We start from the raw sequence: 16,203 nt of genomic DNA, 5'->3' as shown, positions 1-16,203 counted from the left end.
CTGATTACCGGTTACTGGGTCAGTGCATCGCGCAGGCTGAATGAGGCCTGCGGCCCCTCCTCCAGCGCCAGCTGCCGCTCCAGATGATGCAAATGCTCATCCATAATTGCCTGCGCGCGGGCGACCGCCCCTGCCCTCAGCGCGGATACCACAGCAAGATGTTCATCACACTGGCAGGCCGGGGTTTCATTACGCTGGTACAGGGCAACAATCAGCGAGCTGCGCACCAGCAGGTTGTCGAGCATTTCACTCAGCACCCGGTTGTCGCTGATCCGGGCCAGCAGCAGGTGGAAATGGCTGAGAACCCGGATGATATCGCGGCGATCGTTTCCCGCGATCGCCTCCCGCTCCGCCTGAAAGTGGGCGTCAAGCTCCTGTTCATGCTTCGCCATCTTTTCAACGCTGATGCCGGCAAGCATCGCACGCTCTAACGCCCGACGGGCGATAAACACTTCATGTGCCTCACGCGCTTCCGGCTGGGCCACCCTCGCCCCACGATTTGGCGAGATAGTCACAATGTGCTGCAATGCCAGCCGCTGAAGGGCTGCCTGCACGTGGTTCCGGTTGGCCGACAGCACCTCGACAATCTGTGCTTCAACCAGCCGGGTACCGGGCGTGAGCCGGTGCAGCGCAATCGCCGTTGACAGCGCATCGACGATCCGCTGAATTTCCTGCTGTCTGGCACTGGCCGCTGTGTTCATCCTCTTCCCCTCAGTCAATTATCCCCTCTGCGCTGAAGCGGGCTCAGACTACCCAGTGCGGCAAACGCAGAGTCAGTTCCAGCCCGCCATCGCGGGCGTTGGCGGCACTGACCTCACCCTGATGGGCGATCACCACTTTACGCACGATGGACAAGCCCAGCCCATAGCCTTTGCCGGACAGGGGCGAGTTAACGCGGACAAAGGGGTCAAATATACTGGAAAGCTTGTCAGCCTCAACCCCCGGGCCGAAATCACGCACGCCGATCACCAGCCAGTCCTGCTCCTGATGCAGGCCGATAACCACCTGCTGCCCGTTACCGGAAAAGCGTAGCGCATTGCGTATCACGTTTTCTACGGCAGAACGGATCAGGTTTGCCTCCCCCTTGACCGTGTAATCCTGCTGTTCATCGGCGTTAAACAGGATCTCCACGCCGGGGACCTGTGCTTCATAGCGCGCGTCATTGACAACGGCCTTCAGCAGCCCCAGCAGATCGAAATATTGCTCATCGGGCAGGGTCTGATGTTCTGCCCGCGACAGCGTGAGTAATTCGCCGATCATCTTATCCAGGCGACGCGCCTCTTCATCAATACGATCAAGCGAGGCGTCAACGGATCCCGGCGTCTGACGGGCCAGTCCCGTCGCCAGCTGCAGGCGGGCAAGCGGGGACCGCAGCTCATGGGAAACATCGTGCAGCAACTCTTCGCGCGCCTTAACCAGCACCGACAGCCGTTCAACCATCGCATCGAACTCCTGCGCCACCACGGAAAACTCATCGTGCCTGCGGCGCATCTGCGGCAGCAGGCGAACGGACAGATCGCCTGCGGAGACCCGGGCAAATCCGGCGCGTAGCTGGCGCATCGGACGCGTCAGGTTCCAGGCCAGGAAAAGGCTGAACAACAGCCCGCAGGCTGCCCCGACAATAAACAGGGGCTCCGGCATATTAAGAATACTGCGCGGATGGCCGCCCAGGGTACTGTCGGCGCGCAGGCCCGCCACGTCGTAGCGCAGCTGATACTGGCGACCATCGGCCCCGGTCACCCATTCAATGACTTCCCGGGGGAAAGCTCCCGGTGCCAGATCACGGTTTAAATCATCGCGGGACTCCGTCCGCAGGGGCGGTCTGGCCATCAGCTTTACCGAGAAAAAACGCCGGTCGTTGGGCGGCCAGTCCACCATCATATCATTCAGCGCTTCCAGCCCACCGCGCTGCAGCACCGACACTGCCGAGGTCATCTGCAGGTTAACAATACGCTTTGTTGCTCTGTTTTCAGGGGGCTCATGATGTTTCCCGTACAGGCTGAACCCCAGCCACAGCAGCTGGGTAATTACAATGTAGGTCAGCCAGAAGCCCAGCAGGATCTTCCAGAACAGAAAGCCACGGAAACCGGTTTTCATCGGATACGGTAACCGATGCTGCGCACCGTCTCGATAGTGATGGTATCCTGGGTCAGCGCGGCCAGCTTCTGGCGAATGTTACTGATGTGGACGTCGACACTGCGATCGTAGGCTTCACGCGGCCGCCCGAGGCCTTTTTCCGACAGCTCGTCTTTCGACACCACGCGGTCTGGGGAACGCAGCAGCAGATCCAGCAGATTGAATTCAGAGGCGGTAAGATCAAAGGGTTTTTTCTGCCATTCACTGATGCGCGTTGCCGGATTCAGCGTCAGCGCACCCCAGCTAATCAACGCCTTATTCTCAGTCACCGTCGGCTGCTCTTCCACGCGTCGCAGCACTGCACGCAGGCGTGCCACCAGCTCACGCGGGTAGCAGGGTTTGGGCATATAGTCATCAGCGCCCATCTCCAGCCCGATGACCCGGTCGATATTATCGCCCTTTGCCGTCAGCATAATCACCGGCAGGCGGCCATGCTGGCGCACCTGACGCAGCACATCAATGCCGCTCATATCAGGCAGCATAATATCGAGGATCATGGCGCTGTAGCCGCCGGAGAGCGCCCCTTCCACCCCCGCCTTTCCCGTTAACACCAGTGAAGCATCAAATCCTTCGGCAATCAGGTACTGACTGAGCATGGTGCCCAGTTCGAGGTCATCATCGACCAGTAAAATTTTCATAGGGGATCTCTCAATGGTATCGCCGCTATTTTCGCCTGTTCCTGACGAGTCCGCAGCCGCTTTTACCTAATCCTTACAGTCTACTCAACGGCACGGGAAAGTGTCAGGACGGATTTGAGACAAGCAGCGGCAGAGAATTCCGCCGCTGAAAGAGTAAAGAAGGGATCAGTAGACGCCAGTGGAGAGATAACGATCGCCACGATCGCAGACGATAGCCACAATGATGCTGCCGGGATGCGCTTCTGCAATGCGCAGCGCACCCGCTACGGCTCCGCCGGAGCTGACGCCACAGAAGATCCCTTCACGCCGGGCGAGCAGCCGCATGGTCTGCTCCGCGTCCTGCTGGGCCATATCCATCACCTGGTCCACCAGCTCCGGGCGAAAAATACCCGGCAGATAAGCGGCCGGCCAGCGGCGAATGCCGGGAATGCTGCTGCCCTCTGACGGCTGCAGGCCGACAATCTTTATCGTCTGATTCTGCTCTTTCAGGTAGTGTCCGACGCCGGTAATGGTCCCCGTGGTGCCCATGCTGGAAACGAAATGGGTCAGACGCCCTGCCGTCTGCTGCCAGATCTCCGGTCCGGTGGTCAGATAATGCCCCAGCGGATTATCCGGATTATTAAACTGGTCCAGCACTTTTCCCTCACCGCGTGCCGCCATCTCCTGTGCCAGATCCCGCGCCCCTTCCATTCCCTGCTCGCGGCTCACCAGGATCAGCTCGGCCCCATAGGCGCGCATGGCTGCCTGGCGCTCAATGCTCATGTTGTCCGGCATCAGCAGTTTTAAGACGTAGCCCTTCATGGCGGCGATCATCGCCAGCGCGATGCCGGTGTTGCCACTGGTCGCTTCGATCAACACGTCGCCGGGGTGAATTTCCCCGCGCAGCTCTGCCTGCTGGATCATCGACAGCGCCGCGCGATCTTTCACCGAGCCGGCCGGGTTATTGCCTTCCAGCTTCAGCCAGATCTCGCTGCCATTGGCGGGCGTCAGACGCTGGAGCCTGATCAGCGGCGTATTGCCGATGGTATTTTCGAGTGTGGTCAAGGTACGGTTCCCGGCATGAAATGGCAAAGGGCCGGAAAACCCGACCCCTTGCTGGCAAAATACTGTCAGAGAAAAATATCAGGCGCTTTGTGCAAAGGCAACAGGCCGTAACGGCGTCGTCCCGTTATAGAGGCGGGCATGTTGCAGCCCCAGGAACAGACGTTCGCCCCGAACGGGTGCCAGCTGGTCTCCGTCCATCACGACCGTCACCGGCTCTCCGCTCCAGTCGGCGGGCACCACCACCAACTGCCAGTAGTGGCCGCGCGGGCTGACTTCCAGCACCTGGGCAGGCAGCGGCGTTTCTAGGCTGCTCTGACGGCTAACGTCGATTTCCCACGGACGCAGGAACAATTCTACCGCGCCCTGATGCGCCGGGGCATAGCCCAGCGGCCAGTGATGGGCACCAACGTGGAACTGGGAGCCATGCACTTCCCCATCAAAGCGGTTCACCTCGCCCAGAAACTCCAGTACAAAACGGGTGGCCGGATCGCGCCAGACATCATCCGGGGTGCCGACCTGTTCAATATTACCCTGGCTCATCACCACGACGCGATCAGCCACTTCCATCGCCTCTTCCTGATCGTGGGTGACAAACACGCTGGTAAATTTCAGCTCTTCGTGCAGCTGACGCAGCCAGCGGCGCAGCTCTTTTCGCACCTGAGCATCCAGCGCGCCAAAAGGTTCATCCAGCAGCAGGATCTGCGGTTCTACCGCCAGCGCACGCGCCAGGGCAACACGCTGCTTCTGTCCACCGGAAAGTTGTGCCGGAAAACGGCCCGCCAGATGGCCCAGCTGCACCATCTCCAGCAGGCGCGTCACTTTCTGTTTAATCTCGGCGGAAGACGGGCGTTCGCGGCGCGGTAGCACCGTCAGCCCAAAGGCAATATTGTCGAAAACGGTCATATGGCGGAACAGCGCATAGTGCTGAAAGACAAAGCCCACCTGACGGTCACGGGCGTGAACCCGGCTCACGTCTTTACCGTGGAAACTCAGCCGTCCGCTGTTCTGGTTTTCCAGTCCGGCGATAATACGCAGCAGTGTGGTTTTCCCGGAGCCGGATGGCCCCAGCAGCGCGACCATTTGCCCGGAAGGGATATCCAGTGAAATATCGTTCAGGACTTTGGTCCTGCCGAAGGATTTATTAATGTTACTGATTTCAATGCTCATGGTTCCCCTCCTGTTGCAGACGCTTGCTCTGGCTTTCTAACCGCCACTGCACTGCACTCTTTAAAAACAACGTGACTATCGCCATCAGGGTCAGCAGCGCGGCGGCGGTAAAGGCCCCGACGGTGTTGTAATCCTGATGCAGCAATTCAACCTGCAACGGCAGCGTATAAGTTTCACCGCGAATCGACCCTGAAACCACCGATACGGCACCAAACTCCCCGATGGCGCGGGCATTAGTCAGCACGATGCCATAGAGCAGCGCCCAGCGAATATTCGGTAAGGTCACGCGCCAGAACATTTTCCAGCCCGATGCGCCCAGCAGAACGGCGGCTTCATCCTCGTGGCTGCCCTGGCTTAACATCACCGGCACCAGCTCACGCACCACGAACGGGCAGGTGACAAAAATAGTCACCATCGCCATCCCAGGCCATGAGAACATCAGCTGGATATTGTGGGCATCCAGCCAGCCACCTGCAGAACCGTTGACGCCCCAGAACAGCAGGTACATCAGCCCGGCGACCACCGGCGACACGGCGAAAGGAATATCAAACAACGTCAGCAGCAGCTGGCGTCCAGGGAAGGTAAAGCGCGTGACCAGCCAGGCCAGCAGCGTACCAAACACCAGGTTAACCGGCACCGTAATCAGCGCAATCAGCACGGTCAGCCAGATGGAGTGCAGCATATCTGAATCGCCCAGGTTGGCGAAGGTGGCCATCAGCCCCTCAGAAAGGGCGGCGGTAAAAATGGCCACCAGGGGGATCACCAGCAGCAGCAGGGAGATCAGCATGCCGAGGCCAATTAGCAGCCATTTTCCCCACTGAACTCGGGCGCGCCCGCTGCCCCGCAAATCGGTAACATCAGCCATTAGTGACCTCCAATACGACGGCCAAAGCGGCTTTGTAAGGTGTTTATCGCAAACAGAAGCAGCAGGGAAGCGGCCAGGATTACCGAGGCGATCGCACTGGCCGCCGGATAGTCAAACTCCTGCAGGCGCACGAAGATCATCAGCGAGGTCACTTCTGTCTTCCAGGCAATGTTGCCTGCAATGAAAATCACTGCGCCAAACTCGCCCAGACTGCGGGTAAACGACAGCGCCGTTCCGGCCAGCAGCGCCGGGCCGACTTCCGGCAGGATCACGCGACGGAAGCTCTGCCACGGCGTTGCCCCCAGGGTTTCAGCCGCCTCTTCATATTCCGGCCCCAGCTCTTCCAGTACCGGCTGAACAGTGCGTACCACAAACGGGATGCTGGTAAAGGCCATCGCCACCGCAATACCGAGCCAGGTATAGGAGACTTTGATGCCAAACTGGGCCAGCCATTCGCCGTACCAGCCGTTCACCGAGAACAGACCCGCCAGCGTCAGGCCGGCTACCGCCGTCGGCAGTGCAAACGGCAGGTCCATCAGGCCGTCCAGCAGCGTACGCCCCGGGAAACGGTAACGCGTCAGGATCCACGCCATCAGCATCCCGAACACGGCATTAAAGATCGAAGCCACACCTGCCGCCAGCAGCGTTACCTCATAGGCGGCCATAACCTGCGGGTTGGTGACCACCTCCCAGTACTGCGCCAGGGTCATCTGCGACAGCTGCATCAGCAGCGCGCTGATCGGCAGCAGCAGGATCAGACAGGTGAAGAAAAGGCTGCTGCCCAGGCTGATACCAAACCCGGGCAGGACACGTTTACTGCTTGCTGAAAACATCACTACCGCCCCGCCGCTAACAACTTATCCAGTTCGCCACCGCTGACAAAATGGGTTTTCATCACCTGGTCCCAGCTGCCAAACTCATCGTCAACGCGGAACAGCTCCGTCTGGGGGAAACGATCTTTCTGCTGCGCCATCATCTTCGGGTTATTCACCCGATAGTAAAACTGGGTGATGATTTGCTGCGCAGCCGGGGTATAGAGATAATTCAGATAGGCTTTGGCGGCTTCTTCTGTGTGGTTACTGGCGACATTTTTATCGACCCAGGCCACCGGAAACTCGGCCAGAATATTGGTTTTTGGCACGATCACTTCATAGCCGTCTTTGGCGTACTGCTGACGGATGGTGTTCACCTCAGACTCAAAGCTGATCAGCACATCGCCCAGGCCACGCTCAACAAACGTCGTGGTCGCCCCGCGTCCACCGGTATCAAAGACTTCAACATTTTTCAGAAACTGCGTCATCTGCTGTTCCGTTTTCGCCTTATCTTTACCGTCGGCGCGGTCGAACGCTCCCCAGGCGGCCAGATAGGTATAGCGGGCATTGCCTGAGGTTTTGGGATTCGGGAAGATCAGTTTGACATCGTCACGCACCAGATCGCTCCAGTCATGGATGTTCTTCGGATTACCCTTACGCACCAGGAACGCCATGGTGGAGTAGAACGGTGAACTGGCATTCGGCAGACGCTGCTGCCAGTCAGCCGGGATCAGCCTGCCTTTATCATGCAGCACCTGGACATCGGTCACCTGGTTATAGGTCACGACGTCGGCTTTCAGGCCCTGCAGAATAGCCAGCGCCTGTTTCGACGACCCGGCATGAGACTGTTTGATGGTCAGCGTGTCGCCGGGATGCTGCTGCGCCCACTGCTGTTCAAACGGTGCGTTCAGGGCGGTAAACAGCTCGCGTGAGACGTCATACGAGCTGTTTAACAGCTCGGTGGCCTGCGCGCCGGAACTCAGCAGTAACGCCAGCGCGGAGGCTGATACGAATTTTTTTACCGTTGGTAACGTCATTATGCACCCTGAGAGAATTACCGGCTCACCGGCCTGAAGTCTGTTCAGTTTATTTATAACCAGGGTAAAAGCTGTAACGGTTTTATATACCGTTTGGTGCTTTGCAAGCAGAAAACGCTATAAGGGTGTGGAATTGAATATGCAGCGGGCGGGAATAAAACGTCATCGTCAGAAAAAGGTCTGCATCACGGCTGGCGTTTCCCCTTCACACGGGGCGGGCAGAAAAAAGGCCCGCCCCTGCCGGGATGCTGCGTGGTGGTCGGCCTACGCAGAGGTCGACCCGGTGCTGAATGACAGTGCGGCAAGCTGCGCCAGTGATGGTGCATAAAAATAACTGCCGCTGACCGGTTTAGTAAACCGCAGCATGGCATCAAACTTACCGTCGGTTTCGCCAAACATGCTCAACAGCTGCTGTTCAATATTATGCAGCGTGGCGCAGTAGGCGAGGAAAAACAGGCCATGGGTGCCGCTGGCCGTGCCGTACGGCAGGCTCTGACGCAGAATTTTCAGCCCTCTGCCGTCCTCTTTCAGATCGACACGTGCCACATGGGACGTCGCCGGACGCGCATCGCCTTCCAGTTCTTCATTGCTCTCTTTGGTGCGGCCAATTATCTGCTCCTGTTTCACCACCGGAAGGCGGTTAAACATGACCAGATTATGCTGCCAGCGCTGGCTGAAGACGTAGCTTCCGCCGGCATTATCGCCGCTGGCGATAATCGCGACTGTCTGGCGCTGCGCGCCCTGCGGGTTTTCAGTACCGTCGACAAAACCGCTGAGGTCGCGCTCTTCCGTCCAGCGAAAGCCGTGGGTTTCTTCCACAATGCGGATGGCATCGCCAAACGCGGCCAGGGCCGCCTGCGCCAGGCTGAAGTTGACATCATGGCGCAGCGACTGAATATGGATAAGCAGGTCACGCTGGGTGGCCGGTGCCATCCCTTTACCCAGCGGCTGAAAGTCTTTCAGTTCAGCACAGCGGTGGCCCGGGCAGAGGTCATTCCACAGGGCCTGACCAAAGGCTAAAACGGCCCCCAGTCCGGCATCAGGATAGCGCTGTTGCAGCTGTTCCAGCTGCTGAAGAAAACGGTGGCTGCCATCGCGTAGGGCGGCAAGATCGCTCCCGGCCATGGCTTCAAGGTAGATAGCAAAACGGCGGTGTTCTAATAAAATACCGCTCTGGAAAGGGGACATGCTGCATTCTCCTGGTGTTCAGGTCAGTTCCGATCGATTTTTCAGAACAGGATACCTCAACCCACTGCCAGGAGAATGTTTAAACGCATGTTTTATGCGGACTTTAAATGCGGCGCACTAACGCCGCCAAATCATCTTGCTTAACGTCCAGGTTTTCAGCGTGTCATCAGAGGGCATCAGTCCCTGCGGCCCGTGCCAGTCGCCGCTGAACACAAAGCTGATGTGCTGGCTGCCCGGCGCTTTACACTCCACGTTAGCACGGTCTGCGCCGTGGCCTTTCTCACAGGCACCAAAGGCTTTACTGTACAGCTCACTGAATTTCGTGCCGAGCTTGACGCCGTTTTCGGTGGTGACATCGCTGTCCGTGACGTCAATGCGGTTAACGGTGGTGTCCCCTACCAGCTCCACTTTTTGCTGCTTCTCACTGTCCACCCCCTGCCAGAACCGCTCAATCGTTCCGTCAGTGGTGCGCATCCCCTGCCGCAGATGATAATTATTACCCAGGGCATCGTTCAGTACGTCGTGCTGCATCAGGGTACTGCCGTTGACCTCACCCAGGCCGCGCTCAGAGAGGGTCAGCGAAGAGCCAAACCAGTGCGTCGGTGACAGGCTGGACCACGACCAGGAGACCGGGTTCCACCAGGTGGAAGATGAGTCGCTGCGCGGCGCGTCAGAAGAGGAACCGGCACAGCCAGCCAGCATTAAGGTGGCGATCAACAGCGCCGGGCGAATAGTTTTCATGACAACTCCAGTGTATGAACAGGGTCCTTGCTTACCTGCTTGGAGTGCCGGCAGGCAAAAAAGTTTTATTTAATGATTTTTAGCCGGATCGAAGCAGTCAGTCAGACGGCGGTAAAAAAGCAGTGCTACCAGCGCCAGGCCATCAGCAAGGGTCACCAGCAGCAGCAACTCTGTCGTCGGGTCCTCCTCCTGCCACTGCATCACCAGCTGCGCCAGCAGGGTAACCACCAGCGTCAGCACCATCACCCAGCGCCATGCCTGCCACAGGCGCGGCAGGCGCTGCCGGTAGCCGGTCAGCAGCAGCCCGACAGCCGCCGGAACACCAAAAGCCAGCCCCAGCCAGAACGTGTGGTTATCAGGATAAAACAGCGCCAGCAGGTCTGCCCCCTGCTGTCGCGATGCACCGGCCATCACAAACAGTACCCAGGTACGGGCCTGCAGCAGCAGGATGGCCCAAAAACTCAGCGGCAGACGCAGCTGGCCTTTCGCATCATAATCATCAGGGGAATAGGACAACGTCGTCACTCAGTACTCGCGGTCTTCAATCAGGCGCTTGCCTAACAGCTGGCTGTCCTGCGTTTCATACTCCAGCTTTTCGTAGAACCCGATGACGGCATCGTTCTCTTCCCGCACCATCACGTTGATCTTCGGACAGCCCCGGGCAATCAGTTTTTTCTCCAGGCGATTAATCAGTGCATTAGCAAAGCCACGCCCCTGATAATCAGGATGCACGCCCAGGTAGTAGGCCGACCCGCGATGCCCGTCGTATCCGCCCATCAGCGTCCCGACGATTTCCCCGCCCACCACCGCGACCATGAAAAGGTCCGGATCGTGGTTCAGCTTGCGCTCGATATCCATCTCGGGATCGTTCCATGGCCGTAACAAATCGCAACGCTCCCAAAGCGTCATTACTTCTTCAAAATCATCTTGCCGGAATGCGCGGATTTCCATGGAGTTTGCCCTGTGGTTAAGCATAATTTGCTGATTATCACGCATTCTTCTGCGGGTGCAAGTCCGTTCGCCCGCCAGGCAGAAAAAAAACGCAGGAAGAGGGATTATTGTCCTGAAATACATGGAAAAAGCCTGCAATAGTTCCCTCCTCGCCGCCGACCCATTGTTACGATATAACAATAAGCACTTTTTGCCCCCAGGATCTGCCATGAAGAAATTAACCCACCTGACGCCGCTGACCACCCGCCGCCAGCTACTGCTTTCCGGTCTGGCGCTTGCGCTGCTGACCAATGGCCCGGCCCGCGCGGCAGAGGAGGACGCGACCCTGCGCATACGCCCGCGCCCGCATAAGCAATCCAGCCCCCCGCCACCGCGTCCCGCCAGCGGTAAACGTATTGTGATGATTGATCCGGGGCACGGCGGCATTGATTCCGGCGCGGTGGGTCATCAGGGGTCAGAAGAGAAGCATGTGGTTCTGGAGATTGCTCAGCACATCCGTCACCTGCTCAGCGAGCACCCCCGTATCGAGGTTCGCCTGACGCGGGAAAGCGACCACTTTATTCCGCTGGGTGAACGCGTGGAAATTGCCCATCAGCACGGGGCCGATCTGTTTATGTCGGTTCATGCCGACGGCTTTACCAGCCCGACCGCCAACGGTGCCTCCGTCTTTGCCCTGTCCAATCGTGGTGCCAGCAGTACCATGGCCCGCTATCTTTCGCAGCGGGAAAATGCGGCCGATGAGGTGGGCGGCGTCCGGGCGGCGGCTAAAGATCACTATCTGCAACAGGTGCTGTTTGACCTGGTGCAGACCGATACCATTAAAAATAGTCTGATCCTCGGCAAACACGTGCTGGGACAGATTCGCCCGGTTCATCATCTGCACAGCCAGCATACTGAACAGGCCGCATTCGCGGTGCTGAAATCCCCCTCGATCCCATCGGTGCTGGTGGAAACCTCCTTCATTACCAACCCCGCCGAAGAGAAACTGCTCGGCACCACGGCTTTCCGTCAGAAGATTGCCGGGGCGATTGCCGACGGTATCGTCAGCTTTTTTGACGAGTACGATGCCACCCGGCGTATGGGCTGAATGAACAGGATAAAACCGGGAGACGCCAGGCCGCGGATACGCTGGCTGCCACTCGAATTCTTTTGGGTATATAATCCCCGCGTCTTTTAGTCACAGGATTTTTTTATGAACGCACCGGATATCGCCCAGGTAAAACAGTTTTTGCTCAACCTTCAGGATGACATCTGTCGCAAGCTGGCGCAGGCCGACGGCGAAGCCCAGTTTGCCGAAGACAGCTGGGAGCGGCCGGGCGGCGGCGGCGGACGCAGCCGCGTGCTGCGCCAGGGCCGGGTGTTCGAGCAGGCGGGCGTCAATTTCTCCCACGTCCACGGCGACGCCATGCCCGCCTCTGCCACCGCGCACCGTCCCGAGCTGGCCGGTCGCAGCTTTGAGGCGCTGGGCGTGTCGCTGGTGATCCACCCGGAGAACCCGTACATTCCTACCAGCCACGCCAACGTGCGTTTCTTTATTGCTGAAAAACCGGGTGCTGATCCGGTGTGGTGGTTCGGCGGTGGCTTTGATATGACGCCCTACTACGGCTTTGAAGAAGATGCCATCCACTGGCATCAGACCGCCGCCGATCTCTGTCAGCCGTTTGGCCAGGATGTCTATCCGCGCTATAAAAAATGGTGCGATGACTATTTCCACCTGAAACATCGCAACGAGCAGCGTGGCATTGGCGGGCTGTTCTTTGACGACCTGAATACGCCTGACTTTGACCAGAGCTTCCGCTTTATGCAGGCGGTAGGAAACGGCTTTACCGACGCTTATCTGCCCATTGTTGAGCGCCGTAAAACCCTCACCTGGGGCGAACGTGAGCGCGACTTCCAGCTTTACCGCCGGGGCCGCTACGTCGAGTTTAATCTGGTATGGGATCGCGGCACGCTGTTCGGCCTGCAAACCGGTGGACGTACCGAGTCGATTCTGATGTCGATGCCGCCGCTGGTGCGCTGGGAATATGACTATCATCCGGAAGAAGGCAGCCCGGAAGCCGCACTTTATCGCGACTTCCTGCCAGTTAAAGCGTGGATATAAACAAGAACGCCGGGCAGATTGCCCGGCGTTTTGGCTTACAGCGGCGCGGTCTGGGCCTCCACAACCGCCAGCGCGACCATATTGACGATGCGTCTGACCGATGAGATGGGGGTCAGCACGTGCACCGGCTTCGCCATCCCCATCAGTACCGGCCCGACCGTCACCCCGTCAGAGCAGGAGACGCGCAGCAGGTTGTAGCTGATGCGCGCGGCTTCCACGTTCGGCATAATCAGGATATTCGCCGATCCTTTTAGCGGGCTGTCCGGCATCAAATCCTGGCGAATGCTCTCAACCAGCGCAGCATCACCGTGCATCTCTCCGTCGATTTCCAGGTCAGGCGCGCGTGCTTTGACCAGCGCCAGCGTGTCGCGCATTTTTCGCGCGGCCGGGGCATCAGACGCCCCAAAGCTGGAGTGGGAAAGTAGTGCGACCTTTGGTTCTATGCCAAAGCGGCGCACCGTTTCGGCGGCCATCAGCGTGAGTTCGGCCAGCTGTTCCGGCGTCGGATCTTCGTTAACGTACGTATCGGCAATAAAGGTATTGCCGCTCGGCAGCTCCAGCGCATTCATCGCGCCAGCCACTTTGACATCCGGGCGGAAGCCAAACAGCTTTTCAACAATGTCGTAATGCTGGCGGTAATCCCCAACGGTACCGCAGATCAGCGCATCCGCTTCCCCCCGGTGAACCATAATCGCCCCGATCAGGGTCGGATTGCCGATCACATCACGCTGCGCCTGCTGGGGGGATACGCCGCGTCGTTTCATGATCTGGTAATACTCGTTCCAGTATTCTTTAAAACGGGGATCGGACTCGTTATTCACCACGTCGAAATCTTTACCGGCCTCAATTTTCAGCCCCAGCTTCTGCAGGCGCATCTCAATAACGCTCGGACGGCCGATCAGGATCGGTTTTGCCAGCCCCAGCGTCACCAGTTCCTGGGTGGCGTGCAGAACGCGCGCCTCTTCCCCTTCGGCCAGCACCACGCGCTTCGGATCTTTCCGCGCCTGCGAGAACACCGGCTTCATGAACAGATTGGTTTTGTAGACAAACTCCATCAGCTTTTCACGGTAGGCATCAAAGTCGGCGATCGGCCGTCGCGCCACACCGGAGTCCATCGCCGCCTTCGCCACCGCGGGCGCAATCTGCACGATCAGACGCGGATCAAACGGTTTAGGGATCAGGTAGTCCGGGCCAAACGACAGCTCCTGATCGTCATAGGCCGAGGCCACCACATCGCTCTGCTCTGCCAGCGCCAGCTCGGCGATGGCATGCACCGCCGCCAGCTTCATCTCTTCATTGATGGCGGTAGCACCGACGTCCAGCGCCCCCCGGAAGATAAACGGGAAGCACAGCACATTGTTCACCTGGTTAGGGAAGTCAGAACGGCCGGTGCAGATGATGGCGTCCGGGCGGACTTCTTTCGCCAGCGGCGGCAGGATTTCCGGCTCCGGGTTGGCCAGCGCGAGGATCAGCGGGTCGCGCGCCATGCTTTTCACCATCTCCTGCGTCATCACCTTCGGCCCGGAGCAGCCCAGGAAAATATCCGCTCCGTCAATCACCTCCAGCAGTGTGCGCCTGCCGCTGTCAGCCACTGCATAGGCCGCTTTGGTCTCTGCCATCGGGGTTTCACGCCCCTGGTAAATCACCCCTTTTGAGTCACAGACCACGATATTGTGCTTCTGCATACCCAGCGCCACCAGCAGATTGAGGCAGGCGATTGCCGATGCCCCGGCCCCTGAGACCACCAGCCGCACGTCGGAAATACTTTTTTTCACCACCCGCAGGCCGTTCATCACGGCGGCGGTACAGATGATGGCCGTACCGTGCTGGTCGTCGTGGAACACCGGGATATTCATGCGCTCGCGCAGCTTCTTCTCAATATAAAAACACTCGGGGGCTTTGATATCCTCCAGGTTGATGCCGCCAAAGGTCGGCTCCAGCGCAGCGACCACCTCGATCAGTTTGTCAGGATCCAGCTCATCCACTTCGATATCGAACACGTCGATACCGGCAAATTTTTTAAACAGCACCCCTTTCCCTTCCATCACCGGCTTACTGGCCAGCGCGCCGATGTTCCCCAGCCCCAGCACCGCCGTCCCGTTAGAGATGACGGCCACCAGGTTGGCGCGGGCAGTATATTTATCGGCAGCAGAGGGATCAGCAGCAATCTCCAGGCACGGGGCGGCTACGCCGGGAGAATAGGCCAGTGCCAGGTCGCGCTGGGTGGCAAGGGGCTTAGTAGGGGAAACCTGAATTTTTCCGGGAACCGGGAATTGATGAAAATCGAGCGCACTCTGTTTTAACTGTTCGTCCATTAGCAGGATCCTTTTTTATGTAGGGGTACAACTGCTCAGTATAGGAGGGCAGGACGGGTGAAAAACTTGAGGGAGTGCATAGTTTGGGGAAGAAAACGGGATGAGTTCAACGATACGGGGCGACGGGAAAAGGCATATCCCGCTTGGAATGCAGGGGCTGACCTTCATTCAGGGCCAGCCCACCATATCTTTATTTGGTCATACTCAACAGCGTGCGGATGTTCTGCGCCGTGGTGGCAATCATATCAATGGCCCCGGTGCGCAACGCGCCCAGCAGCGCCATGGCTTTGGTGTTCTCCGACGCAATGGCTATCACGCAGGGAATTTTGCGCAACTCGTCGATGCTCAGACCAATGACCCGGTCGTTCATGACCGTATCCACATGCTGGCCCTGGGCATTAAAGAAGTCATAACCCGCCACATCACCAATCACCCCCTGATTCAGGCTGGCATCGATAATTTCGTGGGGGGTGAACCAGCCGAGCTTAACCATATAGCTGTTTTCATTCATATCGCCGATGCCCACCAGCGCCACGTCGGCCTTGCGTGCGCGGTCGAGCGTCTCTTTGATCGTGCCGTTTTGCATAAAGGCTTCTTTCAGCGCCCGGTTCTCAACGTAGGCCGGGGCATAAAGCGTTTCACTGATACCGCCAAACTTCTTCGCCAGACGGCGACTGATATGATCGGCATTGATGGCATCCCCGGGACGATGAGTGCCACCAATCCCGCTGATAAAATGGCAATTGCGCGTGGGGACACTGCCAGGATGGTCAGCGACAGCCGCAACGTTACGCCCCTGCCCCACGGCCACCACCGCATTATCCTTCAGCGATTGTGACAGATGCATCGCCACCAGCGCGGCCACCTGTCGCCGCTGTTCATCATCGTCATGATGGTCAAGCGCAATCAGCGCCCGCTGTAAGGGAAAGCGCTCAAGCAGCTGTTGTTCCAGCCGGGTGCTGAACACCGGGTGATAACGCACGTTGATTTCAACGATGCCCTCTTCTTTGGCCCGCTTTAACAAGCGCCCCACTTTGATACGGGAGATCCCAAATTTACGCGCAATCTCTTCCTGGGTGATTTCGTCCTGATAGTATGCGACGGCAATTTCCGTCAGCAATTCAGTGTCCTGAGATAGCGTGTTTTTTTCCATCCGGGCAGTCGTCTCTTCTCATCGGTTTCAGTGGCAGGCGCGATGGTAACCATCG

Annotated in this window: 16 protein-coding genes; 2 read left to right on the top strand and 14 right to left on the bottom strand. The window is 58.3% G+C overall.

The features are described 5' to 3' along the window. Positions 1-11: 11 nt before the first annotated feature. The 12 genes from IFU29_RS15890 to IFU29_RS15835 form a co-directional block, all read right to left on the bottom strand. Positions 12-701 carry a GntR family transcriptional regulator gene (locus IFU29_RS15890; protein ID WP_191934773.1) on the bottom strand — a complete coding sequence of 230 codons (690 nt, stop codon included), beginning with the start codon at positions 699-701 and terminating at the stop codon, positions 12-14. Between the two features lie 43 nt (positions 702-744). Beyond that, complete coding sequence (locus IFU29_RS15885) at positions 745-2,097, bottom strand: ATP-binding protein (protein WP_191934772.1); 1,353 nt, start codon at positions 2,095-2,097, stop codon at positions 745-747. Continuing rightward, complete coding sequence (locus IFU29_RS15880) at positions 2,094-2,774, bottom strand: response regulator transcription factor (protein ID WP_191934771.1); 681 nt, start codon at positions 2,772-2,774, stop codon at positions 2,094-2,096. Before IFU29_RS15880 ends, IFU29_RS15885 begins: the two co-directional genes overlap by 4 nt. Positions 2,775-2,939: 165 nt before the next feature. Beyond that, positions 2,940-3,818, bottom strand: a complete 879-nt coding sequence (gene cysM, locus IFU29_RS15875; protein ID WP_191934770.1) for a cysteine synthase CysM — start codon at positions 3,816-3,818, stop codon at positions 2,940-2,942. Positions 3,819-3,896: 78 nt separating this feature from the next. Beyond that, positions 3,897-4,985, bottom strand: a complete 1,089-nt coding sequence (gene cysA, locus IFU29_RS15870) for a sulfate/thiosulfate ABC transporter ATP-binding protein CysA (protein WP_191934769.1) — start codon at positions 4,983-4,985, stop codon at positions 3,897-3,899. Beyond that, complete coding sequence (gene cysW, locus IFU29_RS15865) at positions 4,975-5,850, bottom strand: sulfate/thiosulfate ABC transporter permease CysW (protein WP_062744886.1); 876 nt, start codon at positions 5,848-5,850, stop codon at positions 4,975-4,977. The genes cysA and cysW overlap by 11 nt, the downstream gene beginning before the upstream one ends. Then, positions 5,850-6,683 (bottom strand): sulfate/thiosulfate ABC transporter permease CysT, encoded by an 834-nt coding sequence (gene cysT, locus IFU29_RS15860; RefSeq protein ID WP_191934768.1) that lies wholly within the window; start codon positions 6,681-6,683, stop codon positions 5,850-5,852. Before cysT ends, cysW begins: the two co-directional genes overlap by 1 nt. A 2-nt stretch (positions 6,684-6,685) precedes the next feature. Then, a complete protein-coding gene (locus IFU29_RS15855; protein WP_191934767.1) occupies positions 6,686-7,699 on the bottom strand; it encodes a sulfate ABC transporter substrate-binding protein in 1,014 nt (337 codons plus the stop codon). A 264-nt stretch (positions 7,700-7,963) separates the two neighbouring features. Then, positions 7,964-8,887, bottom strand: coding sequence for a Dyp-type peroxidase (locus tag IFU29_RS15850; protein WP_191934766.1), 924 nt, complete (start codon positions 8,885-8,887; stop codon positions 7,964-7,966). A 117-nt stretch (positions 8,888-9,004) separates the two neighbouring features. Continuing rightward, positions 9,005-9,628, bottom strand: a complete 624-nt coding sequence (locus IFU29_RS15845) for an RpoE-regulated lipoprotein (protein ID WP_191934765.1) — start codon at positions 9,626-9,628, stop codon at positions 9,005-9,007. 69 nt (positions 9,629-9,697) lie between these two features. After that, positions 9,698-10,153 (bottom strand): DUF2919 domain-containing protein, encoded by a 456-nt coding sequence (locus tag IFU29_RS15840; RefSeq protein WP_342214481.1) that lies wholly within the window; start codon positions 10,151-10,153, stop codon positions 9,698-9,700. Next, positions 10,154-10,579: a GNAT family acetyltransferase gene (locus IFU29_RS15835; RefSeq protein ID WP_062744949.1), complete on the bottom strand. Its 426-nt coding sequence runs from the start codon at positions 10,577-10,579 to the stop codon at positions 10,154-10,156. 208 nt (positions 10,580-10,787) lie between these two features. Here IFU29_RS15835 and amiA point away from each other — a divergent pair, with 208 nt between their 5' ends. After that, positions 10,788-11,666: an N-acetylmuramoyl-L-alanine amidase AmiA gene (gene amiA / locus IFU29_RS15830; protein WP_191934764.1), complete on the top strand. Its 879-nt coding sequence runs from the start codon at positions 10,788-10,790 to the stop codon at positions 11,664-11,666. A 105-nt stretch (positions 11,667-11,771) separates the two neighbouring features. Then, the gene (gene hemF, locus IFU29_RS15825; RefSeq protein ID WP_191934763.1) at positions 11,772-12,680 is read left to right on the top strand and encodes an oxygen-dependent coproporphyrinogen oxidase; all 909 of its coding nucleotides are present in this window, start codon (positions 11,772-11,774) and stop codon (positions 12,678-12,680) included. A gap of 35 nt (positions 12,681-12,715) precedes the next feature. Here the strand turns inward: hemF and maeB are convergent, their stop codons facing one another. Both maeB and IFU29_RS15815 read right to left on the bottom strand, forming a co-directional pair. Further along, the gene (gene maeB / locus IFU29_RS15820) at positions 12,716-14,995 is read right to left on the bottom strand and encodes an NADP-dependent oxaloacetate-decarboxylating malate dehydrogenase (RefSeq protein WP_191934762.1); all 2,280 of its coding nucleotides are present in this window, start codon (positions 14,993-14,995) and stop codon (positions 12,716-12,718) included. A 190-nt stretch (positions 14,996-15,185) separates the two neighbouring features. Then, complete coding sequence (locus tag IFU29_RS15815; RefSeq protein WP_062744866.1) at positions 15,186-16,148, bottom strand: sugar-binding transcriptional regulator; 963 nt, start codon at positions 16,146-16,148, stop codon at positions 15,186-15,188. Between the last annotated feature and the right edge of the window lie 55 nt (positions 16,149-16,203).

Source organism: Erwinia persicina (assembly GCF_014838825.1).
GTDB classification, from domain to species: domain Bacteria; phylum Pseudomonadota; class Gammaproteobacteria; order Enterobacterales; family Enterobacteriaceae; genus Erwinia; species Erwinia persicina_A.
Note: the sequence above shows the minus strand (reverse complement) of the source record. Positions and strands in the feature narration are given on the sequence as shown.